The following is a 22,473-nucleotide window of genomic DNA, read 5'->3' on the forward strand; positions in this document are numbered from 1 at the left end:
CCTTGGGGCGGAGTAGGCGGTGGGGCGGTGGGTCAGGGCTGGTTCGGGGTGCCGCAGAGCGGGGTGGACGGAGGGGAGTCGTCCGTTCCCAACCTCTGCCGGACTCTGTCGAGTGCTTCCAGAAGACCTTTCAGCTCCGCGCCTTTCACGTACTCCAGGACGGCCCGGTAGAAGGCGGCGGAGACGTCGGGGTCCATGGCGTCGGCGGCGCTGAAGCAGAGGGTGTGCCCGGAGCGGAGCATGGCGGCCACCTGGCCCTGTGTGGCGTTCTCGTAGCGCGTCACGTCCTTGTGGGCGGAGAGCGCGAATCCGGGCGCGTCCGCCCAGGCCTGCTGTGCTTGCGCCGTCGCCAGATAGCGAACGAACTTCTCGGCGCTGTCGTCGTCGGTGAACTTCACGACGAAGTCCGCCGACACCTCCAGCGGTTGACCCTTGAGCGGCTTCACGTAGGTGTACGTCCTCACCTGGTCCGCCTCGAAGTCCTGGGCGGAGAGCGCCCCGTGGCTCAGGGAACAGGTGTTGTCCTTCATGTCCTCGGTGGCCTCGGTGAAGGAGAGGCCGGACGCTTGCGCGAGCTCCTTTTCGTTCTTGTCGATGAGGTCGCGCCAGGTGGACCACGCCTCCGCGACCGACCCCCACTCCCGCGTCCCCGACGCCCAGGCCTTGTAGGCGTCGACGCCCTCCCCGGCGAGCAGGATGTCCGCGATCCAGTCCGCGCCGGGCCAGCCGGAGGTCGGACCGGAGGCCAGACCGAGACACCAGGACTCGGGCCGTGACGCCAGAGCGGCCCAGGTCTTGGGAGGCGGCGGGACGATCACCTCGGGGTCGTACCAGACGAGGCTCTTGACGTCGGCCTTGACGGGGACCGCGTAGACGACGTCGCCGTGCATGGCCAGCCCGCGGAACGGCTGTACGAACGCTTTCGTGTCGATCGCGATCGGTTGGAGACTTCTGTCGTTCCGGAACTTCGTGAGTGCCCCCACACTCGGCAGCACGGCCAGGTCGGGTGCCGCGCCCGCGGCGACCGCGGCGTCGAGCTGGGGCGTCAGGTCGCGGGTCACCTGCGGTTGGACGTCGATGGTGGGGTGGCTCTCCTCGAAGGCGTCGATGAGCGAGTGGAAGGCCGCGAACTCGGTCCTGGTCCAGGGCACCATGATCGTCACTCGGCTCTTCTCGGCGTCCCCGCACCCGACCGCTGTCAGGAGCAGTCCGAGAACCAGGGCGCAGCGCACGAGGGGTGCCGTCGGCCTTCTCATGTCCGCCTTCTCATGCGTGGGGGAACCTGTACTCGGCGAGACGGTGCTTGAAGCCCACATAGGTGAGCGCACCGGCGGCGACCAGCAGCGGCAGCATGATCGCCATGACCCATTCGTCGGCATCGCCGTCCCTGCACCGCAGGCATGTGGTGAGGGCGACGGACGCGGTCAGCAGCAGCGCCAGGCCGAGCGCGGGGCTGGGGTACTGGCGGAAGTGGCGGGCGACGACGTAGCCGGTCGCGCAGACCAGCAGCAGCATGGCGGCCACCGGGACGGTGAGCAGGGGCCACAGGAGGAGGGGGTTCAGCCAGCGTGCCTCGCGCTGGCGGTCACGGGCAGCGGTCTCGATCGCTTCGAGGTCATGGAGCGACTGGATGAGCCCGCCCGTGAACGGGACCTCGGCCGTGCCGTCCTCCGCCGTCCTGTCCGCCACCCGCGCGTGCTCGGCCCACACGCACTTCGGGCCTTCGCTCACCACCCTGTTGGCCAACTGCGCACACGTCGTCAACTGGCCCTGGACGAACTGGAAGTGGCGCCGTCCCTCGTTCCGGTCCGCGTTGCCCTCGGCCGCGGAGGTGAGGAGGGCGCTCACCTGGGCGGTGGCGTTGGTGAAGTCGGCGCCGGGGCCGGTCAGTTCCTCCGCGTCGGTGCGGATGGCCAGATCCAGCGCGCCCTTCGCCGTGCCGGCGTAGCCCTGTGCCTCGACGATCTGCCTGATGGCGCCGTCCGTGCGACGAACCGCCTCCGCCTGATCCCCCGCCCGATTGGCGACCACCACGTACAGCAACGCGGTCAGCACCACCATCCCCAGGATGCCCGCCCTCAGCCACCGCAGCACCACGATCGGATGGGATGCGCGCAGCCGTGTCCGGACCGCACGCCAGCGCACCCTCACGACGCGTCCACCGGCCCACGGCCGAACGTCCCGTCCCCGAGCCGGAACCCGCACTCCTCGCAGAACTTCGCCGACGCCGACGACGACGCCGTACCGCAGCGGGGGCACGCGCGCGGCCCCGACGGGGCGTCGAGCACCGGGAGTTCGACCGCGTCCGCCAGGCCCATCGGCGCCGCCGTCTTCGTCGAGTCCACCCCGATCCGCTGGATCTCCGCACGGGAGACCTCCGGCCGCACCCGCAGCCTGCCGTCGGGGCCGGTGGTGGCCAGGGCGCGCAGCAGGCGCAGACGTGCGGTGTCGCGCAGGTCCTGTGCCAGACCGGTCGCGAGGCGCAGTTCGTGGTCGGCGCGGGGGAGGTCGCCGCGCAGATGGGCGTCGGCGCAGGCACGCATGGCCATGCCGAGTTCGCGTTCGTTCTCCACCCGGGTGAGGTGGGGCGAGCGGGGGATGCCGAAGCCGGGTGTCGAGCGGCGGCGTACGACCATGGCCGCCGTTTCGGAGCAGGGCCGGCGGGTGCCGTCGGGGCGCTCGGCGTGCAGGGTGATCCGGGCGGCACGCAGCGGCTCGTCGACGGTCAGGGTGTGCGGGTCGAAGCGGAGGGAGACCTGGTACTGGCGGGTCTCCGGAGGCCAGGAGCCCAGGGGGACATGGGTCTCGAGGTCGTGTTGCCGGCGTGCCGTCAGTTCCGCCTCCACGGGGCGGGTCTGGCGTACGAACGCGAGCTGGAAACGGTCGTTGAGGCGCAGGCCCAGATAGACCCGGGGCACGACGATGCGCTGCGCCTGCCGCATGAGCCGGGTGAAGTCCTCGGTGAGGTCGGAGACGGTGACGACGGCCTCGGCGGTGCCGTGCAGGGCCTCGGTGATGCGGAGCAGTTCGGCGTAGTGCCAGTCGCTGCCCAGTCCCCGGGCGTCACAGACGAACTGGTCGGTGCACGCGGTCAGTACGTCGTCGAGCTGCTCGGGCGTCTCGTGCTCGTCCTTGCCGTCCGTGTAGAGCACGGCGTGACGCACGGTGTGTGTCGTCACCGAGGTGAACAGGCGCTGGGCGCAGGCCAGCCAGGAGCCGATCGACGTACCGCCCTCGGCGAGTTGGCCGACGACCCGGAGCTTGGCGTCCTCCCGTGTCAGGGCGTCGACGCGGGCGAGACCGCCGGTGGCCGGGAAGATCACGTCGGCCTTGTGGTTGCCCGCGACGATGCCCAGGAGGGTGCCGTCCCGGAGGGTGTCGACGGCCGCGCACATCGCACGCTTCGCCTCGTCCAGCTTGCGGCCGGACATGGACAACGACCGGTCCATGATGAGGATTTCGGCGCCCGGGGTGTCCGGCAGCGCGTCCGCCTCGGCCGCCGCGGAGCGGGCCGTGACGGTGATGAGGGCGTCCGCGCGCTGCTCGTCGTAGGCCAGATCCGGGGGTGCGTCCACTTCCAGGGCAAAGCTGAGTCCCAAGGGCGAGCTGTCCCCCACCGGCACCACCCGATCGCGTCGCTGCGTGTCCCTGTGTGTCCCTGTGCGTGTCCCCGTGTCTCTTACGGAGCGTGGATGCGTCCGCTACTTGGCGTATCAGGAGCTTAGCGTTGTGGGTGTTCCTCCGAAACGGGAATGACCGGTTCTGGCACGTCGTGCGGCCCATCTCCACCGAAGTGGGGGACGCAGCCGGTTCGCGAGGTCCACCAGGGCGACGTACTCGCGCTCGGTGGGCGCGTGCCGCCCGAGTTCGCGGACCGCGTCGGACAGTTGCGCGCGGTCGCGGTGGTGCAGGAAGTGCGCGTACTGGATCTCGGCGCGCAGTCCGGCGCGCGCCGCCCTGTCCATGTCGAGGCCGGCCAGGCCCGCCGTGGCCCGCTCCAGGTCGTCCCGGGTCGGCGCCGGTTGGGCCGGCCCGTCGAGGACCATGACGCTCAGTCGTACGGCCGCCACGCGCGCCTGCCGTTCGTAGCGGAACTCCTGCGCCAGCCGTACGGCGGTGCCCACGGCCTTCGTCCGGTCGCCTCCCAGCAGATGCACGCGGGCCAGGCCGAAGCCGGCCGCGCCGAGCGCCGGGGTCGTGTCGAAGACCGCGCCGTAGTGCGAGCCGGCCGCGTCCAGGTCGCCGCGCAGCTCGGCGCACAGGCCGAGGGCGAGTTGCGGTATCAACTCGCCGGGAACGGCCCTGCGTACCGTGGTGAACGCCGTCGTGGCCGACCGGATGTCCGCACGGGCCAGCGCGATCAGGCCGCAGTACCAGGCGTGCAGCCAGTGCCAGTCGTCCAGGCCCGCCGCCGCCAGCGCCCGCTCCGCCAGCTCCGGATCCCTTCGGCTCAGGGCGTGCCGGCTCTCGCCCAGGGCCCGCCTGGTCGAGCCCGCCATGTCCGGGGCGTCGGGATCGGACAACGGGGTCGGCAGCGCGGTCGCGATGTCGCCGGGCTCGGGGGAGGAGAACGGTGGCCGCATCGACAGCGCCGCGTCCTCGCAGGGCCGCGCCTCGACCCAGTGGGCGAGCGGCCGGGCCGCCCCGAGACCGCCGTGCAGGGAATGCGGCATCGAACCGAACAGGGCCGACGGACGGGCCACCTGACGATGGGTCGGCGCCGCCGCCACGACCTGCCGGACGACACCGCTGAGCTGCTCCGCGAACTGCCGCGCCGACACGAACCGCCGCGGCGGCCGCTCGGTGTCCGTGGCCCGCTCCAGCAGCAGGTGGAGCGAGTCGACGCCGGGCGCCGAACGGTCGGTCCAGGCGCGGCACACCGAGCGCAGGGTCATGCCCAGGGAGTAGAGGTCGAAGCCCGGGGTCGGGTGCCGATGCTCCGGATCGCTCTCCGGGGGCGCGTACGCCGGGGTGTACGCCACGACCGGCCCCTCGTCGCGCTGGCGGCGCACCGCGCCGAAGTCGATCAGCCGCACCTGGTCCAGCGCGCCCGCCGGGCTGAGCTCCCGGAACCGCATGATGTTCAGGGGTTTGACGTCACAGTGCAGCAGGCCCCGGGCGTGCAGGTAGTCGAGCGCCTGGAGGATGCGGATGCCGTGCGCGAGGAGGGTCTCCAGCCGGTCGCCGTCACGCGCCGAGAGCGCCACGCCGGGGACGTACTCCAGGACGAGGTGCGGTCCCTCGTGCTCGTAGCCCAGGATGCGGACGATGCTGTCGTGCCGGAGCCCGACCAGCACGTCCCGTTCGTGCAGGGCGGTCTCGGCGACCGACCTGTGCAGGGCCTTGAGGACGACGTGGGCGGCGAGGTTGCGGTCGTGGGCGAGGTAGGCCGCGCCGAACGCTCCCGCGCCGAGGACGCGTTCGAGGTCGTAGCGGCCGGCGACGGTACGGCCGTCGGGCTGGGTGAAGTCGAAGCCCGTGCCGCATTCCGGGCAGTAGCCCCTCGTACGGCCCGGCTCGCCGTCGCGGCCACGGCCGACCGGCAGCTCGCAGTCGGGGTTGGGGCAGAAGCGGTGCTCCTCGGCGATGGGCTCCGCCGAGCGGGGCGGCTCCTCCGGGGCGTCGGGACCCTGGTCGGAGTCGACCAGTCCGAGGCCGTACCAGGGGTCCGGCCGCACCTGTGCCACGCCCCCGCCCGTGCCCCGCACCGGTTCCGGGACGCGGACCGGCGCGGTGGCGCGGTCCTGCGGCAGCCGCTCGCGGTCGCACACCTCGCAGAAGCCCTGCTGGTCGATCTCGCCACGGCCGCAGTCGGGGCGATTGCACATCCGCACGGCGTCACCCTTCTTCGATACGGCGGTTGACCTCGTCGGTGTAACGGCGGACCGCCCGGCGCGCGTCCGCCAGCCTGATCGGCACCGTCTGCAGCGCCCGGGCGGCGGGGGCGTGGAGTTCGGCGAGGCGGCGGTCCTCGTCGCCGAAGTACCGGGCGGCCCGTACGCGGTGCAGTTCCAGGGTCGAGGAGAGGTCCTGGTGGGTTTCGACCATCCGGCGCAGGGCGTGGTCGAAGCCGGCCACGGCGGCGCGGGCCGCGACGGCCCGGTCGTGCACCGCGGTGAGTTCGGGGCTGGGCTCCGTGGCGCGGGCGACGGCCAGCCGGACCCGCAGCCGGGGCGCGTCGCGGGGCGGCAGCCGGGGCGGGTCGAAGAACCGTACGCCCCACTCCTGGTCCAGCGCGGCCGCGGCGTCCTCCTCGCCGGCGAGCCGGCCGACGACCCGCTGGGCCTGTGCGGTGGTCACGCCCCCGACGACGGATCCGCGGATCGGTTCGGGGTCGAGGGACACGTCGTGGGCGAGGTCCTGCGGCGGCGCGCCCTCGAAGCCGAGCACGAGCCGCAGCCCCCGCGACCGGGCTCGCTCGGCCAGCGTCCCCAGCAGCTCCCGGACGAGGGCCTGCGGGTCCTCGGCCCGGTCGACGCCGCCCACCACCAGGCAGGCGGGCGGCCTGCGCCGCAGCAGGTGCCACGCCACCGCGTCGGCGTCGCCGTTCGGGAGCCCGAACCGGCGCGCGAGGTAGCCGCACACGTCGGCGACCGACTTGCCGCGCGCGTCGTAGGCCGCGTCGATGGCGCCCAGGCCGAGCACCGTGTCACCGGGCGCGCCGGTGAGTTCCGCGTCGGAGACGGTGGCCCGGGCCGCCGGGTCGGCCGTGCGCACGAGGCGCACCAGCCACGAGTCGCCGACCGCGGTCGTGCCGCCGGTGCCGACGACGACGGTGCCCGGGCGGCCGCTGTCGAGCTGCCGGGTGAGCTCCTGCGTCAGGGCGAGCCGCAGCGGGTCGTCCAGCACGTCCTCCGCCAACGCGCCCCGGGAGCGCCCCAGTTCGTCGGCCGCGTCGCCTTCGACGAACCCGAGCTCCCCGATTTGGGGCAGATACGTCAGCACCGTCTCGGTCGGCAGCATCCAGGCCGCCTTCGCGTCGCCGTCGACGAAGTCGGCCACCACGATGCCGATGACCCGCCCGTCGAACTCGCCGCCCCGCGCAAGCACTCCGGCGCCCGAGTACCCCCGCTCGATCCACGGATCGCCCAGGCGCACCCGCTTCATCAGCCCCCACTCGCCCTCCCGCCCGCCGGACCCCGCGAGCTGCGCGTCGGCCCCCATGCCGAGCGGATCGGCATGGGGAAACCCGTAGACACGCACCGTGCCGCCGGAGATGGGCGCCTTCCACAGCGTGGTCCGGGTGCCGCACCCGGCCGGCTCGTCGAGTTCGAGCAGCGCCACGTCGCCGCGCTGCGTGCCGTCCTCGTGCACCCATGTCCCGGGTGCCACCCGCGCGGGGCGGGTCCACTCGGGACGGCACGCCACACTGCTGATCCGCACATGGCGCGTGGTGCCCCCGGGCGCCGCTCCGGCGTACCGGACGACGTGCGCGCAGGTGAGCACATGGCGGTCGTCGAGCAGCACCCCTGCGCCACAGGGCGTGCCGTCCTCGTCGTCCACCCTCACCCGCCACGGACGGTCCTTGTGGTGATGCAGGGCCATATGCCCACGGTATGGCAACAACCGCCACATGCACCCGAGTTGTCAAGCCTCCATGGGGCCCGCACTCAGGCGCGAACGTCGAGTTCGGCCAGCCCGGCCGCCCCGCGCACACTCACCCGCACATACCGCACCGCGCTCCCGTCCACCGGGTGCCACATCCGCCCGTCGGCCGAGACCTCGACGCGGTACGACTCCGGCCGCTGCCGCCAACTCGGCCGCACGGCACGGACGTCGACCGCCCGCCCCAGGTCGACCGTGAGAGCGGCGCGCTCGGCGGCCGGCGACCAGACGGTGGCCGCGCTGCCGTCCACGGCCGCCTCCGCGTACAGCCCCGGCTCGGCCGAGGTCGCCGTCGCCGGGCGGCAGCGGGCCAGGTCGGGGGTGGGGGCGAGGTCGGGGCGGCGGGTCTTGAGGGTGATCGTGCCGAAGAGCGTGTAGCGGCCCTCGGGGGTGTCCAGCAGGACGGGTGCACCCGAGCGGAGCCGCACGGTGGTGATCTCCGGTCCGATCGAGACGTCGTACGTCCGGCCCCGCCACCGCAGCCCCGACAGCCGTACCCCGTCCGCGAGCTGGGGCGGCAGCGTCGGGTCGAGGTGCAGGGCGTCCGGGCGCGGCCGCAGGCCCGTCAGGCCGTGCGTGAAGACCTGGAGGAAGCCGCCCTTGCCGGTGAGGAAGTCCTGGGCCGGGGAGCCCGCGAGCGGGTCGGCGGCGCCCGCCTTCTCGCCGCGCGACTCCGAGAACAGCGCGAACGGGCCCCGCGCGAAGGGCTGGTAGGCGCGCCGCAGGAAGGTGTACGCGGCACAGCCCGGCTCGCCGGTGGCGGCCGCGGCGATCGCGTGCACCGAGTCGGTCATGGCAGGCCCGTCCGGATCGGTGCGGGCGGTGTAGTGGTCGAGCGTGGCCGCCGCTGCGCCGTCCGGCATGGGCCACTCCAGCGGATACACGAGCAGCACGGTGTCGGCCTGCTTGATGGGCGCGCCGTCGTAACCCTCGTACTGGAGGAAGACCTTGCGCTTCGGGTCGTACGGGATGCGCAGCCGCCCGGCGATGCGTGCCCAGTCGGCCGGGGCCGGCCTGCCCAGGTAGCGGGCCGCGTCGGTCGCGGCGCGCAGGGCGGTCGCGGCGACGGCGTTGGTGTACGCGCCGTCGGTGACGCCGTTGCTGTACTCGTCGGGACCGGCCACCTCCTTGACGGAGTACGAGCCGTCGGGGTTCTCGGTGACCCGCGAGGCCCAGTAACGCGCGATCCCGTCGAGCAGCGGCCACCCCCGGTCGCGCAGCCAGCCGAGGTCGCCGGTGGCCAGGTAGTACTGCCAGGCGGCCAGCGCGATGTCGCCCTGGAGATGGTTCTGGGTCACGCAGTGCGGCGGCTGCCAGCTCTGGCACTCGCTCCACAGCCGCCCGCGGCTGCCGCTCGTCCACGGGTAGAACAGGCCCTTCACCGCCGTCCTCGCGGCGTTGTCGGCGGCGGCCGCGCGGGTGCGGTAGCGGTACTCCAGGACCGGGCGGGCGAGTTCGGGATGCAGGGCGAGCAGCGCCGGGAACATCCAGGTCTCCGCGTCCCAGAACACCATGCCCGCGTAGTTGTCGCTGGTCAGCCCGGTCGGCGCGATGCTGTCGCGGGCACCCGCCCGCAGTGACGACAGCAGCCCGTACTGCGCCGAGCGCACCCAGAGCTGCAGGTCACGACGGCCCGGCACCTCGATGTCGGCCGTCCACAGGGCACGCCAGGCGGCACGGTGCGAGCCGAGCAGCGCCGCCCAGCCGCGCCCGGCGGCACGGCGGGCGGCCGCGCGGGCGGCGGAACGGGGGTCGCGGGAGGTGAGCGCGGTGTCGACGCCGACGAACTTGGTTGCGGTGTAGGTGCGCCCGGCGCGCACGGGCACGTCGACGGTCTGACTGACACTCAGGTCACTTGAATCACGGCCGTGTTGTCGCCTCCCGCCGGGCGGCGCATGGAAGGTGGAGGCGACCGCTGCGTCGATCCGGGTGGCCTGCGTCCGGAACGCCACGGCGATCGTGCGCGCGTCGACTCGGCCCGCCCCGGTCCCGGTGATCCGGCGGGCGCCGCGGCCGTCGATGCGGTCGGTGAGGGTGAGTTCGCCGTCCCAGTGCGGGGTGACACGCAGCCGTACGGCGGCGGTGTGCGGGTCGTCGCGGGAGGTGAGGACGTCGTACGCGAGATCCGTGCGGCGGCCGTCGGGGGTGGTCCAGGTGAGGGTGGTGCGGACGTAGCCGCAGCGCAGCGAGAGGGTCTGGCGGTAGCCGGTCACGCGGCTGCGGGCGCCGTAGGTCTCACCACCGGCCCTGACGTCGAGGCCGGTCCAGTTCGGCAGCGCGGCGAGGGCCTCGCGGCCCGCCGTGTGCTCGGGGCCGCGGCCGTAGAGACCGGAGACGAACGTGCCGTCGTAGCGCGGGGTGTACAGGGGCCAGCCGGTCTTCTCGCCGGAGGCGGCGTAGCCGGTGCCGGTGGGCGGGATGCGCGTGGCGAGGTAGCCGTTGCCGACGTAGGGGTGGTGGGCGTCCTCCGGGTCGATCCGGGTGGCGGCCGGGGCCCAGCCGGGGGCTTCGCAGGCGTCGGCGGGGGAGTGGGGGGCGGTGTGTGCCGGGGAGACGGAGTGGAGGGGAAGGGCTGGAGGGGCTGGAGGGGCGGGATGGACGGGATGGAGAGGTTGTACGGGATGGAGGGGCTGGAGCGGCAGGAGGAGCGCGGCGGCCAGGAGGTGGGCGAGGAGGTGGGGCTTCGTCACGTCGTCGACGATGCGGGGTGGAAGGGGTAACAGGGGAAGATTCGCCGGGAATTACCACGTATGGGGTGAGGTGGGGCAGGGAGGGCGCGGGCCTGGATCCCGGGCCGGCCGCAGGGCAGGGGGGTCGGCGGTGTCGGGGCGCATTCCTGATGCCGGTAGGTGACCTCGAAGGCCTTCCAGGTGCAGTCCTGGATGCCGGACGTGACTGGCGAAGGTCCTTGGGTGGGCCGATGAGCCGCTCCTTCTCCTCGGCCGAGAACAGCCTGCCGAACAGCGTCGCGTCGGGGTGCCCGAGGGCCTGGTCGTCGGGGACGGCGTGGGAGAAGGCGACGGCCTCTCGCTGTCTGCCGTGGCAGGGGCCTCGCTGGAGCAAGTGAAGTGACCGGAGCAGTCGAAGTGAGGGCTGTGAAGGGAAAGTTGAAGCTGCGTCATGGGCCCGACACCCGTCGGCACGCTTCCGCGTATGCCCGCACCAGCGGCCGCCCCCCGTCCTCCACCCGCCACGCCAGTGCGTACCGGCTCGGCGAGATCCCCCGCACCGGACGCGTCACCACCCCGCCCAGGGTGATCAGCGGGGCGTTGCCCGTCGCGACCAGGCAGACACCGAGACCGGCGACGAGCGCCTCGTACGTCTCCTCCGTGCTCGCGATCTCCGCCCCGATGCGCGGCGGCCGGCCGCCCCGCTCCTCCAGCGCGAGCCAGTAGTCGCGCAACGGCCCGGCAGCCGCCGGCAGGGCGAGGAACGGCTCGTCGGCGAGGTCGGCGAAGTCGATCTCCGTACGGGCCGCGAGGGGATGGGACTCCGGGAGGGCGACCAGGCGGGGTTCCCGCGCGATCACCGTCCAGCCGTAGCGGTCGGCGTCCGGGAGGGGCAGCCAGACGAAGGCCACGTCCGCGTCGCCCTCGGCGAGGCCCGCCGTGGGGTCCTGCCAGCTCACCTGGCGCAGGCGCAGCACCGTGTCGGGGTGGTCGGCGGTGAAGCGGGAGCGGATCGCCGGGAGCAGGCCGCCGCGGCCGGGACTGGTGCTCATGCCGACCACCAGCGTGCCGCGCGCCGCGGCCCGGGCCGCCTCCATCGCCGCCGACCCCTCCGACCAGGCGTCCAGCACCCGCCGCGCATGCGGCAGCAGTGCCGTACCGGCGTCGGTGAGCGTCACGCCCTGGGGATCCCGGCGGAACAGCTCCACGCCCAACTGTCGCTCCAGCGCCCGTACCTGCTTGCTGAGCGCGGGCTGGGAGACGTACAGCCGCTCGGCCGCGCGGGTGAAGTGCAGGTCCTCGGCCACCGTCACGAAGTAGCGCAGATCGCGCACATGAACGTCCATCGTCATAACCATCGGTTATCAGCGTGGGTCTTGGACGCGCAACCGGGCACGGCGGCAGGCTGGATCCAGGCAAGCGGGCAAGCCGCGAAAACGAGGAGCTGTCATGAACAGGGTGTGGCTGATCACCGGCGCGAGCAGCGGTTTCGGGCGGGCCATCGCGGAGGCGGCGCTCGCCGAGGGCGACGTGGTGGTGGGCGCGGTGCGGCGGCCCGAGGGGCTGGGCGACCTCGTGGCCGCCCACCCCGACCAGGTCGAGGCGCTGCGGCTGGACGTCGGGGACACGGGGGCCGCCGAGGCCGCCGTACGGGATGTGATCGCCCGGCACGGACGCATCGACGTGCTGGTCAACAACGCGGGCCGTACCCATGTGGGCGCGTTCGAGGAGACGACCGAGGACGAGCTGCGCAAGCTGTTCGATGTGCATGTCTTCGGGCCCGCCGCCCTCACACGCGCGGTGCTTCCGCACATGCGGGAGCGGCGGGCCGGAGCGATCGTGCAGATGAGCAGCATGGGCGGGCAGATGTCCTTCGCGGGCTTCTCGGCGTACAGCGCCACCAAGTTCGCACTGGAGGGCATGTCCGAGGGGCTCGCGGACGAGGTCGCCGAGTTCGGCATCAAGGTGCTGATCGTGGAGCCGGGTTCCTTCCGGACCTCGCTGTTCGAGACGGGGCGGGCCGGGGCCAGCTCCGACAGCGGGCTGTACCCCAAGGTGAGCCAGACCCGCGACTTCGTCTCCGGCGGCGACGGCACCCAGCCCGGCGACCCGGCGAAGGCGGCGGCCCTCATCCTGGCCGCGCTGGAGGCCGAGCACACCCCGCTGCGCCTGCCCCTCGGCGACGACGGCGTCGACGCGGTCCTCGGCCACCTCGACCAGGTTCGCGAGAACGTCGCGGCGTGGGAGAAGAGCGCACGGGCGACGGCCTTCGACGACGGAGGCGACGGAGGCGAAAACAGGTAGGGGGCGGCCGAGCCGCCCCCTATCCCTCTTTTCTCCCGCAGCGGAAGGAAGGCGGCCCTGTGCCGGAGGAGCCGAGCGTCCGGGAAGTACGGCTGGGCGTGTACGCCACGCGACAGCAGGCCGACCAGCTCAAGGAGCAGATCATCAAGCCGCTCTGCCCCGACCCCGACCACGCCCCGCCGTGTCCGATCCCGTGGACGGTCATGACGCTGAGCGTGTCGGAACTCGACGACCCGGACGCGTACGAGGAGTTGCGGGAGCAGGAGCGAATCGAGCGCATGCGCTGAGCCGGCGGGGCACCTTGCTCCGCCCGGGCGGCTGCGGGCGGACCGGCCCGACCGCCCCCGGCAAGGTCCTGTGGGCGGAGTTCGCCGTGCAGGGCCCTTGTGCAATTCCTGTGGAGGCCTCAATCTTTCGGCTGGCGCACAGGTGCGGCACAGGGAATTGACATGTCCCTGTCTCCTCCCTCGTTCACTCCGCTCCCGTGCTCCCCCCACCAGCGCACCACCGATTGAGGAGGACCCCTCAGATGGCAGTGATGCGTAAGTCCCGAAGAGACTCCCGGCGAAGACTGGCCGCCCTCAGCGCGGCGGCCACCGCGGCCCTCACCGCGAGCCTCGTCTCCGCTCTCCCCGCCGCGGCCGCTCCCGAGGGCCGTATCCAGTACGCGGGCGCGGCGAACGCCGTGGCCGACAGCTACATCGTGACCCTCAGGGCGGACCACGCCCGTTCGGGTTCCCAGGCGGGGCGCGCCCTCGTCGAGAAGTACGGCGCCGATGTCGAGCGCACCTACAAGAAGGCCCTGAACGGCTACGCGATCGACGCCTCCGAGGCGCAGGCCAAGGCGCTCGCCGCCGACCCGGCGGTCGCCTCCGTCGTCCAGAACCGCACGTTCAGCATCAATGCGACCCAGACCAACCCGCCCTCCTGGGGCCTGGACCGCATCGACCAGAAGGCGCTCCCGCTCAACAGCTCCTACACCTACCCGGATTCGGCCGGACAGGGCGTCACGGCCTACGTCATCGACACCGGCGTACGCATCACCCACGGCGACTTCGGCGGCCGTGCCTCCTACGGCTACGACGCCATCGACAACGACAACACCGCCCAGGACGGCCACGGCCACGGCACGCACGTCGCGGGCACGGTCGCCGGCAACGCGTACGGCGTCGCCAAGAAGGCCAAGGTCGTCGGCGTCCGCGTGCTGAACAACTCCGGCCAGGGCACCACCGCCCAGGTCGTCGCCGGCATCGACTGGGTCGCCCAGAACGCGGTCAAGCCGGCCGTCGCCAACATGTCCCTCGGCGGCGGCGCCGACTCCGCCCTCGACACGGCCGTACGCAACGCCATAGCCTCCGGCGTCACCTTCGCCGTGGCGGCCGGCAACGAGTCGACCAACGCCTCCACCAGGTCCCCCGCACGCGTGACGGAGGCCATCACGGTCGGCGCCACGACCTCGTCCGACGCCAAGGCGAGCTACTCCAACTACGGCTCGGTCCTGGACCTCTTCGCACCGGGCTCCTCCATCACCTCGGCCTGGAACTCCAGTGACTCGGCGACCAACACCATCTCCGGTACGTCGATGGCGACCCCGCACGTCGCGGGCGCGGTCGCGCTCTACCTCGCCGACAACCCCACATCAACCCCGGCCCAGGTCTCCTCGGCCCTGACGACCGCCGCCACGACCGGCGTCGTCACCAGCCCCGGCACGGGGTCTCCCAACCGCCTCCTCTACGTCGGCGGCGGCACGACCACCCCGCCCGGCCCGCGCTTCGAGAACACCGGTGACTACGCGATCGCCGACAACTCCACGGCCGAGTCCCCGGTGACGGTCTCCGGCGTCTCCGGCAACGCGCCCTCGGCCCTCGCCGTCGAGGTCCACATCGTCCACACGTACATCGGCGACCTCCAGGTCCAGCTGATCGCCCCCGACGGCACGGCGTACACGCTGAAGTCGTACGGCACGGGCGGCAGTTCGGACAACATCAACACCACGTACTCGGTGAACGCCTCCTCTGAGGTGGCCAACGGCACGTGGAAGCTCCGCGTCAGCGACAACGCGAACCTGGACACGGGGCGCATCGACGCCTGGGCGCTGCAGTTCTAGCCCAAGTCGCGGCCCCGTCTCCGTAATCCTCCTCGTCCTCGCGGCACAGCTCGGGTCGATGACCCGGCCCGCCGCGAGGACGAGCCACGTATGGGGAAGCGACCGGGGACCAGCTTCACTCTCGCCCCCGCCGCCCCTACCCGTCCCGTCCCTGGGGGCTGCCGCCCCCAGACCCCCGCTTCGGCCCGAAGGGCCTCGTCCTCAAACTCCCCCAGAGGGGGCACCCCCAACGGGCTGAAATGCCGGGACCGGCGCCGAGAGGTGGCCGCGTACCCCCACGCACCCGGCGGCCGCGTACGGCGGGAAGGGGACGTGCCGGGGGGGGGGTGTCCGCCCGCAGTGGCCGGCGTCAACACGCGGCACCTCCTGGCATAAGTCCAGCCGCCGGTCCGAGGACGGACACCCCCCGGCACGGCCCCGACCCACACCCCACCCGCAGGCGCTACGCGCACCCCCACCAAGGCCACACAGGCCGCCGCAGGCATCCCGCCCGGATCGTCGCATTCGTAACCCGCATGACAACCCCCCTCGCCCCGCGCTTACCATTCGCCCAGCCGCACGCCAGTTCCCGCCACCCGCCACCCCCGCCCGACCCAGGAGCCCGGTACACGTGTCCATACCCCCGCCCCCCGGACCCCAGCAGCCCCCAGGGTCCCCGGAGCAGCCCCAAGGGCCGTACGCACCGGGACCGTACGCGTACCAGCAGCAGCCCTACGGCCCGTACCCCCCGTACAGCCCGTACGGCCCCTACGGCCGCCCCGCGCCCGTCAACGGCGTCGCCATCGGCGCCCTCGTCCTCGGCATCCTGTGCTTCGTCCCGGCCGTCGGCCTGGTGCTCGGGCTGATCGCGCTCGCGCAGATCAAGAAGAAGGGTGAGCGCGGCAAGGGCATGGCGATCGCCGGTTCCATCCTGTCCTCCGTCGGACTGGCGCTGTGGGTGCTGATGCTGTCCACGGGCTCCGCCTCCGACTTCTGGGAGGGCTTCAGGGACGCCGCGAAGGGCGACGGCACCGCCTACGCGCTCGCCAAGGGCGACTGCTTCGACTCGCCGACCGGCAACCTGGAGGGGGACGCGTACGACGTCGACGAACTGCCCTGCTCCCGCGCGCACGACGGCGAGGTCTTCGCGGTCGTCACGCTGCCGGAGGGGGACTTCCCGGGCGACGACGAGGTCACCGACGTCGCCGACGAGAAGTGCTACGCGCTCCAGGACGGCTACGCCATGGACACCTGGGCCGTCCCGGACGACGCGGACGTCTACTACTTCATCCCCTCCGAGCAGAGCTGGCGCTTCGGCGACCGTGAGATCACCTGCCTGTTCGGCAGCACGGAGGAGAACGGCAAGCTGACCGGCTCGCTGCGCAACGACGCGACGACGCTGGACACCGACCAGACCACCTTCCTATCCGCCACGAACGCCGTCGACACGGTGCTGTACGAGGAGCCCGAGGAATACCCGGAGGAGGACCTGGCGGCGAACCAGGCCTGGGCCGAGGAGGTCCACACGGTCCTCGGCGAGCAGATCGAGGCCCTGCGCGGGCACGAGTGGCCGGCCGGGGCCGAGCGGCCGGTCGCCGCTCTGGTCAAGGAGATGGAGGGCGCCCGGAAGGACTGGGAGCGGGCGGCCGCGGCGAAGGACGCGGACACGTTCTACACGCACTACGACAGTGGGTACGAGTACGTGGACGGCCGTACGACGGTCACCGCGCGCAAGGCTCTGGGCCTGGACACCACCGTGCCGACGTACGAGGAGGACTCGGGCGGCGGCAGCGACAGCGGGAGCGGCGGCGGCATCAATGTGTGAGCGGATGTGTGAGCGCGGCTATAGCGGGGAGAAAGTGCCTGCGTAAAGCCCTCCGTAGGCACAAGTCATCACATCGAGTGATTCTCTGGCCTTTGCTTGCATGGGACAACCCACGGTTGCCACGCTGTTGCTGTCTGTACAACCTGATGGGAGCGGCCAGTGACTTTCGGTGAGCAGCCGGCGTACCTGCGCGTCGCGGGTGATCTCCGCAAGAAGATCGTCGACGGTTCGCTGCCACCGCACACCCGCCTCCCCTCCCAGGCCAGGATCCGCGAGGAGTACGGCGTCTCGGACACCGTCGCCCTCGAGGCGCGCAAGGTCCTCATGGCCGAGGGTCTGGTCGAGGGCCGCTCCGGGTCCGGGACATACGTCCGTGAGCGCCCCGTGCCCCGCCGGATCGCCCGCTCCGGCTTCCGCCCGCCGAGCGGCGCCACGCCCTTCCGTCAGGAGCAGGCCGACGGCGAGGCCCGCGGCACCTGGGAGTCCAACAGCGCGCAGGCCGAGGCGAGCGTCGCCGTCGCCGAGCGGCTCGACATCCGGCCCGGCGACCGCGTCATGTGCACGCGGTACGTCTTCCGGGACGCCGGCGAGACGATGATGCTCTCCACCTCCTGGGAGCCCCTCGCCGTCACCGGCCGCACCCCCGTGATGCTGCCCGAGGAGGGCCCGCTCGGCGGCATGGGCGTCGTCGAGCGCATGGCGGCCATCGACGTCGTCGTGGACAACGTGACGGAGGAGGTGGGCGCGCGCCCCGGTCTGGCGGAGGAACTGCTGGCGTTGGGCGGTGTGCCCGGTCATGTGGTCGTCGTCATTCAGCGCACCTACTACGCGTCCGGCCGTCCCGTGGAGACCGCGGACGTGGTGATCCCCGCGGACCGCTACCGGGTCGCGTACCACCTCCCAGTGAAGTAGCGCACACCTTCACCGCAGTTGCCGCTGTCAGAGCCCCAACTCCCGCCCCTTCCATCGCCGTTGGAATCTGGCCGTTTTCCCAGGTCGTAGCAGCCGTGTCCGGCATGCCTGTGACCGGATGCATCAACGTCCGCGCACGGCGCATTCAATGCCGTGCGCCCCCTGCGACTTGGCTGGTTGCGTACCTCTTTGTGAAAAGGCGTATTCGCTGCGTAAAGGTTAGGCGTAGGCTCGGGCATATGCGGATTGCGGTTTCCTTAGCGGGCGGGGCACAGCACAGGCCGCGAGCGGGCCTCGGGCGGCTGCGGGCGGGAACGAGCGGCCGGCTGTGGGCGGGAAGGAGCGGTGGGGCGCGATGAACGACAGCACGATCACTCTTCCTTGGCTCGTCGTCCGGCAGGACGACAACGGCAATCGGTACCGCGTGGGCCGGTACGCGACACGGGCGGAGGCCCAGAAGATCGCGGACAGCCTCGACGGCCGTGGGCACAAGCAGCTGTACTGGGTCGAGCGGATCGCGCGCAACGCAGACGGTGCCGACAGCGCCGACGGCTGACGCCCGCCGACCCCGTACGGGACGAATCCCCGCGCGGATGCCCGCTCCCGTAGGCTCCGGCGCATGACGGAACGGATCGTGGTCGGTGCCGCACTGCTGGACGGGGGCCGCCTGCTCGCGGCACGTCGCAGCGCGCCCGAGGAACTGGCCGGGCGCTGGGAGTTGCCCGGCGGGAAGGTCGAGCCCGGAGAAGCGCCCGAGGCGGCGCTGGTGCGGGAACTTCGGGAGGAACTCGGCGTCGACGCCGAGGTGATCGAGCGGGTGCCGGGGCAGTGGCCCCTGAAATCCCCCTACCTCCTGCAGGTGTGGACCGTCCGCCTCCTGCCCGGCACCCCGGACCCCAAGCCCCTCCAGGACCACGACGCGCTGCGCTGGCTGGAGTACGGGGAAGTCTGGGACGTGGACTGGCTGGAGCAGGATGTGCCCGCGGTCCGAGAGGTGGCCGAGCGGCTGGGCGCGGGCTGAGCGAACGGGGAGATGGGGCGGGCCGGCGTCGATGACCGCCCGGCGGCCTGTCTTCCTGTGCGATATCGCCTCTCGATATCGGGTATGTGCCTATTAACCCCACGAAACCGGACATGGGTGGACCCGCTGGCCTGGGAAGTGATCGGCGTGATCGACACCGAAGGCGACGGCGCCGACTGGAGCTTTCCCGCAGAACCCGGCGCGGTCCGCGCCGCGCGCGCGGCCGTCCGCGACCGCCTGCGCGAGTGGGGCCTGGACAGCCTCGCCGACATCACGGCGCTCCTGGTCAGCGAGCTGGTGACCAACTCCCTCCGGCACGCCACGGGCCCCATCGGCGTACGTCTGGTACGCCCCGCCGACCTCGGTGACGTCCTCCTGGTCGAGGTCTCCGACCCCCTCCCCGACCCACCCCGCGAGCGCGTCGCCCATCCCGAGGACGAGAGCGGCCGCGGACTCCAGCTCGTGGCGCACTCCTCGCGCCGATGGGGAACCCGGCCGGGCCGCAACACCGGCAAGACGGTGTGGTTCGAGCTCGCGGTGCCGGACTGACCGCCGGTCGCGTCGGCACACCGCACGCCGGTTCTACGACCCGTCAGCAGACGTCCACTTCGCTGTACGTCAGCCCTCACCCTGTCGAGCGTCTGGTTCAGGCCAGTGGCAGTTGGGCCGGGGCGTGATTCGACTGCGTGTCCGCTGGTTAGAAGACTGGAAGTGTTTCCGCGGCCGGGACCGAAAACCATCGGGAACGTGCTGTGATCGTGAACACCGTGTTGTGCGGGGCCGTAGTGCTGGATACTGCGGGCAGCCGCCGCCGGTGACCGGTGCCGGACGCGGTGAGCTGGAGGGGACGGTTCGCGTGAGCGAGATACCAGCGAAGGCCACGGAGTCCGAGGACCCGTCGGACGGCGCGAGGACGAAGGCCGCGGAAGAGCGGGCGGCCTACGGCACCCAGGACTCCCGAGCCCCACGGGCCTCCCGGCACACACAGGACTCCGGACACACACGGGCCTCCGGACGCACACAGGCCTCGCGGACACCACAGGACGCGCATGTCGACGCCGCCACCTCCGGCTTCCTCGCCGACGAAGTCCGCCCGGGTGACCCCGTCTGGCAGAGCAGCCCGCCCGGCTCGATCTACGACTACATCAAGGTCGCGTCCTTCTCCATCGGCCCCGACGGCCTGGTCGACCAGTGGAGCCTGCGCGCCGAACAGCTCTTCGGCATCCCGGCCGAGCGTGCCGTCGGGATGGACCCCATAGAGGCGTTCATCGACCCAGACCTGCGCGAGCAGGGGCAGCGCAAGATGGCCGAGATCCTGGACGGGCGGGAGTGGACCGGCGTGGTCCCCTTCCGGATGCCGGACGGCGCCGGTGGGGGTGCCTCCCGCTCGAGCGAGGCCGAGAGTGGGGGAGGGCGCGACAGGGACGGCCTCGCCGAGGTGTACGTCATGCCGACGCGGACCGAGGACGGAGAGAAGGCCGCCGTGTGCATCGTGGTCGACGTCCGCACCCTTCGCCGTATGGAGACCGACCTCGCGGCCTCACAGTCGATTTTCGGTCAATCTCCCTTCGGTTTCGTGCTGATCGACCCCGAACTGAAGGTCCGCCGCGTCAACCACCGGTTCGCCTCCCTGTTCGGCGGCGCACCGGACGACCACCGCGGCCGCGGCGTGCACGACTACCTGCCCCGCGCCGAGGCCGACCGGGTCGCGGCCACCCTGCGCAGGGTCCTGGAGAGCGGCGACTCCATCACGGACATGCACGTCACGGGCTTCCTGCCCGGCTCCGACGAACGTCGCCACTGGTCCATCAACCTCTACCGGGTGCGCAGCGGCAGCGGCCGCCCCATCGGCATCGCCTGGCTCGGAACCGACATCACCGCCCGGCGCGCCGCGGCCCGCGAGGCCGCCGCCGCCCGGCGCAATCTCGCCCTCCTGAACGAGGCGGGAGCCCGCATAGGCAACTCCCTGGACCTGGAGACCACGGCCCGCGAACTCCTCGACGTCGTGGTCCCCGGCTTCTGCGATCTGGCCACGGTCGACCTCTACCAGGGCCTGCTGGCCGGCGACGAGACGCCGCCCGGTCTGGCCGACGGCAGCGCGGAGTTGCGGCGGGTCGCGTTCGCCAGCGCGGTCTCCGACGCGCCGTTCGTCGGCGGCGGCGCCCCCGTCGCGGTCGGCGCCGTCCACCACTACCCCTTCAACTCGCCCTGCGCGGACGCCCTGCGCACCGCCCGGCCGCAGCGCGTGCCGGGTGAGGAGGGCGGGCTCGTGCAGTCCACGCTCGCCGTGCCGATGGTCGCCCACGACACGGTCGTGGGACTGGCGCAGTTCGCCCGTACGAAGGGCAGCGAGCCGTTCGGGGAGAGGGACCGCGACCTCGCGGTGGAGCTGGCGGCGCGGGCGGCGGTGTGCATCGACAACGCCCGCCTGTACCGCCGCGAGCACGAGCGCGCGCTGATACTGCAACGGTCCCTGCTCCCGCCGGGGGACCCGGTCGCGTCCGGCCTGGACATCGCGTGCCGCTACCTGCCGGGCAACGCCTCCTCCGACCGCCCCAGTGAGGTGGGCGGCGACTGGTTCGACGTCATAGAACTCCCCGGTCACCGCACGGCGTTGGTCGTCGGGGACGTCATGGGCCGGGGCCTGCGGGCCGCCGTCGCGATGGGCGAACTCCGTTCGGCCGTACGAACGCTGGCGTTGCTGGACCTCGAACCGGCCGAGGTCCTCTCGGCACTGGACGAGATCGCGCGCGGCCTGGGCGCCCCCGGCGGCGTCCAGCAGGCCACGCGCGCGGCCCGCCGGCCCCGGGAGGCGGACCTGTCCGAGGTGTACCTGGCGACGTGCGTGTACGCGGTGTACGACTCGGTGACACGCCGCTGCACCTTCGCCAACGCGGGCCACCTGCCACCGGTCCTGGTCGAGCCCGGCGAGGCGGCGCTGATGCTGGACGTGCCGCCCGGGATGCCGCTGGGCGTGGGCGGCGAGCCCTTCGAGGAGGTGGAGGTCGAACTGCCGGAGGGCGCGCTGCTGGCGCTCTACACGGATGGACTGGTCGAGTCCCGCGACCACCCCTTGGACGAGGGCCTGCAAGCCTTCGTGGGCGCGCTCACCGACCCGACCCGCCCCTTGGAGGACGTCTGCGACCACGTCCTCAACACCCTCGACAGCCACCACGGCGAGGACGACATCGCCCTGCTGATGGCCCGGGTCCAGGGTCTGCCCGCGGACTCGGTCGGCGACTGGACCCTCCCGCGCGAGCCGCGCAGCGTGGGCCGGGCCCGCGAGCACGCCCGAGGCCAGCTGCTGTCCTGGGACCTGGAACCCTTGGTCGACACCACAGAGCTCCTGGTCAGCGAACTGGTCACCAACGCCCTGCGCTACGGCGAGGGCGACATCAGGCTGAGGCTTCTGTTGGATCGCACCCTGGTCTGCGAGGTCTGGGACTCCGGCCTGGTCCAACCACGCCGCCGCCGCGCCCGCGACACGGACGAGGGCGGCCGAGGCCTCCAACTGGTCGGCCTCCTCAGCGCAGCCTGGGGCTCCCGCCGCACACCCCGCGGCAAGACGGTCTGGTTCGAACTCCCGCTGCCAGACGGGGAGAACGGGCTGACGGATCCGGCGGAGGCGTTGCTGAGCCTGTTCTGAGCGGGGCGCCGCCGAGGGTCGTGGGCCCGCTCCCGCGGAGGGGCTGTTGCGGCGGTCGCGGCCGAGGGCGTGGGCCGCTTACGCGGGGTGGGCTGCCGTGGGCTCCTTGTTCGGCGGGGCGCCACCGTGGGGGCGGATTCGCTTGGGCGGGGGGTGCTGCTGTGGGGCGTGGTGGCGCGTTGCGTTCGGGGTGGGCGGCCCGGTTAGCGGATGGGGGGCCGTCGTTGTCTGGCTCCCTGCCCGGTGGGGTGCCGCGAGGGCCGTGGGTCCGTTTGCGCGGGGTGTGTTGTCGCGGTCGTGCCCGTGCCCATGCGTGTGGGGGCCCCGTTCGGTAGGGCGCCACCGTGGGCGGCGGATTCGCTTGCGCGGGGCGTGCTGCTGTGGGGCGTGGTGGCGCTTTGCCGT

Annotated in this window: 16 protein-coding genes; 9 read left to right on the forward strand and 7 right to left on the reverse strand. The window is 72.5% G+C overall.

The features are described from left to right. Nucleotides 1–32 precede the first annotated feature (32 nt). The 7 genes from EJ357_RS30015 to EJ357_RS30045 all read right to left on the reverse strand — a co-directional run bounded on the left by EJ357_RS30015 (nucleotide 33) and on the right by EJ357_RS30045 (nucleotide 11,626). Nucleotides 33–1,256 (reverse strand): ABC transporter substrate-binding protein, encoded by a 1,224-nt coding sequence (locus EJ357_RS30015; protein ID WP_175647574.1) that lies wholly within the window; start codon nucleotides 1,254–1,256, stop codon nucleotides 33–35. Nucleotides 1,257–1,266: 10 nt separating this feature from the next. Continuing rightward, nucleotides 1,267–2,097 carry a hypothetical protein gene (locus EJ357_RS30020; RefSeq protein WP_175647575.1) on the reverse strand — a complete coding sequence of 277 codons (831 nt, stop codon included), beginning with the start codon at nucleotides 2,095–2,097 and terminating at the stop codon, nucleotides 1,267–1,269. 50 nt (nucleotides 2,098–2,147) lie between these two features. After that, on the reverse strand, nucleotides 2,148–3,599 hold the full coding sequence (locus tag EJ357_RS30025) for a VWA domain-containing protein (protein WP_126394770.1): 1,452 nt from the start codon (nucleotides 3,597–3,599) through the stop codon (nucleotides 2,148–2,150). Between the two features lie 114 nt (nucleotides 3,600–3,713). Beyond that, nucleotides 3,714–5,828, reverse strand: coding sequence for a serine/threonine-protein kinase (locus tag EJ357_RS30030; protein WP_228473209.1), 2,115 nt, complete (start codon nucleotides 5,826–5,828; stop codon nucleotides 3,714–3,716). 10 nt (nucleotides 5,829–5,838) lie between these two features. Beyond that, nucleotides 5,839–7,545 carry a S1 family peptidase gene (locus EJ357_RS30035; protein WP_175647576.1) on the reverse strand — a complete coding sequence of 569 codons (1,707 nt, stop codon included), beginning with the start codon at nucleotides 7,543–7,545 and terminating at the stop codon, nucleotides 5,839–5,841. Between the two features lie 65 nt (nucleotides 7,546–7,610). Next, complete coding sequence (locus EJ357_RS30040) at nucleotides 7,611–10,295, reverse strand: discoidin domain-containing protein (RefSeq protein WP_126394775.1); 2,685 nt, start codon at nucleotides 10,293–10,295, stop codon at nucleotides 7,611–7,613. Nucleotides 10,296–10,723: 428 nt separating this feature from the next. Beyond that, nucleotides 10,724–11,626: a LysR family transcriptional regulator gene (locus EJ357_RS30045; RefSeq protein WP_228472652.1), complete on the reverse strand. Its 903-nt coding sequence runs from the start codon at nucleotides 11,624–11,626 to the stop codon at nucleotides 10,724–10,726. Nucleotides 11,627–11,723: 97 nt separating this feature from the next. Between EJ357_RS30045 and EJ357_RS30050 the strand changes: the two genes are divergently transcribed. The 9 genes from EJ357_RS30050 to EJ357_RS30100 all read left to right on the forward strand — a co-directional run bounded on the left by EJ357_RS30050 (nucleotide 11,724) and on the right by EJ357_RS30100 (nucleotide 22,068). Then, nucleotides 11,724–12,578, forward strand: a complete 855-nt coding sequence (locus EJ357_RS30050) for an oxidoreductase (protein WP_126394779.1) — start codon at nucleotides 11,724–11,726, stop codon at nucleotides 12,576–12,578. A gap of 59 nt (nucleotides 12,579–12,637) precedes the next feature. After that, complete coding sequence (locus EJ357_RS30055; RefSeq protein ID WP_126394780.1) at nucleotides 12,638–12,865, forward strand: hypothetical protein; 228 nt, start codon at nucleotides 12,638–12,640, stop codon at nucleotides 12,863–12,865. 242 nt (nucleotides 12,866–13,107) lie between these two features. Beyond that, complete coding sequence (locus tag EJ357_RS30065; protein WP_126394782.1) at nucleotides 13,108–14,685, forward strand: S8 family peptidase; 1,578 nt, start codon at nucleotides 13,108–13,110, stop codon at nucleotides 14,683–14,685. Nucleotides 14,686–15,295: 610 nt separating this feature from the next. Further along, entirely contained in the window at nucleotides 15,296–16,489 is a 1,194-nt protein-coding gene (locus tag EJ357_RS30075) for a DUF4190 domain-containing protein (protein ID WP_126394786.1), read from the forward strand. Nucleotides 16,490–16,648: 159 nt separating this feature from the next. Further along, nucleotides 16,649–17,401 (forward strand): GntR family transcriptional regulator, encoded by a 753-nt coding sequence (locus EJ357_RS30080; protein ID WP_126394788.1) that lies wholly within the window; start codon nucleotides 16,649–16,651, stop codon nucleotides 17,399–17,401. A 355-nt stretch (nucleotides 17,402–17,756) separates the two neighbouring features. Then, nucleotides 17,757–17,957, forward strand: a complete 201-nt coding sequence (locus tag EJ357_RS30085; RefSeq protein WP_126394790.1) for an SPOR domain-containing protein — start codon at nucleotides 17,757–17,759, stop codon at nucleotides 17,955–17,957. 63 nt (nucleotides 17,958–18,020) lie between these two features. Beyond that, a complete protein-coding gene (locus tag EJ357_RS30090; protein WP_126394792.1) occupies nucleotides 18,021–18,422 on the forward strand; it encodes a (deoxy)nucleoside triphosphate pyrophosphohydrolase in 402 nt (133 codons plus the stop codon). A gap of 117 nt (nucleotides 18,423–18,539) precedes the next feature. Beyond that, the gene (locus EJ357_RS30095) at nucleotides 18,540–18,971 is read left to right on the forward strand and encodes an ATP-binding protein (RefSeq protein ID WP_126394794.1); all 432 of its coding nucleotides are present in this window, start codon (nucleotides 18,540–18,542) and stop codon (nucleotides 18,969–18,971) included. A 307-nt stretch (nucleotides 18,972–19,278) separates the two neighbouring features. Next, a complete protein-coding gene (locus tag EJ357_RS30100; RefSeq protein ID WP_126394795.1) occupies nucleotides 19,279–22,068 on the forward strand; it encodes a SpoIIE family protein phosphatase in 2,790 nt (929 codons plus the stop codon). Nucleotides 22,069–22,473: the final 405 nt, after the last annotated feature.

The organism is Streptomyces cyaneochromogenes, from assembly GCF_003963535.1.
Taxonomy (GTDB): domain Bacteria; phylum Actinomycetota; class Actinomycetes; order Streptomycetales; family Streptomycetaceae; genus Streptomyces; species Streptomyces shaanxiensis.

Coding starts and splice junctions, on each gene's coding strand:
- EJ357_RS30015 (WP_175647574.1), bottom strand. CDS start 1,256: ATGAGAAGGCCGACGGCACCCCTCGTGCGCTGCGCCCTGGTTCTCGGA.
- EJ357_RS30030 (WP_228473209.1), bottom strand. CDS start 5,828: ATGTGCAATCGCCCCGACTGCGGCCGTGGCGAGATCGACCAGCAGGGC.
- EJ357_RS30035 (WP_175647576.1), bottom strand. CDS start 7,545: ATGGCCCTGCATCACCACAAGGACCGTCCGTGGCGGGTGAGGGTGGAC.
- EJ357_RS30045 (WP_228472652.1), bottom strand. CDS start 11,626: ATGACGATGGACGTTCATGTGCGCGATCTGCGCTACTTCGTGACGGTG.
- EJ357_RS30050 (WP_126394779.1), top strand. CDS start 11,724: ATGAACAGGGTGTGGCTGATCACCGGCGCGAGCAGCGGTTTCGGGCGG.
- EJ357_RS30065 (WP_126394782.1), top strand. CDS start 13,108: ATGGCAGTGATGCGTAAGTCCCGAAGAGACTCCCGGCGAAGACTGGCC.
- EJ357_RS30085 (WP_126394790.1), top strand. CDS start 17,757: ATGAACGACAGCACGATCACTCTTCCTTGGCTCGTCGTCCGGCAGGAC.
- EJ357_RS30090 (WP_126394792.1), top strand. CDS start 18,021: ATGACGGAACGGATCGTGGTCGGTGCCGCACTGCTGGACGGGGGCCGC.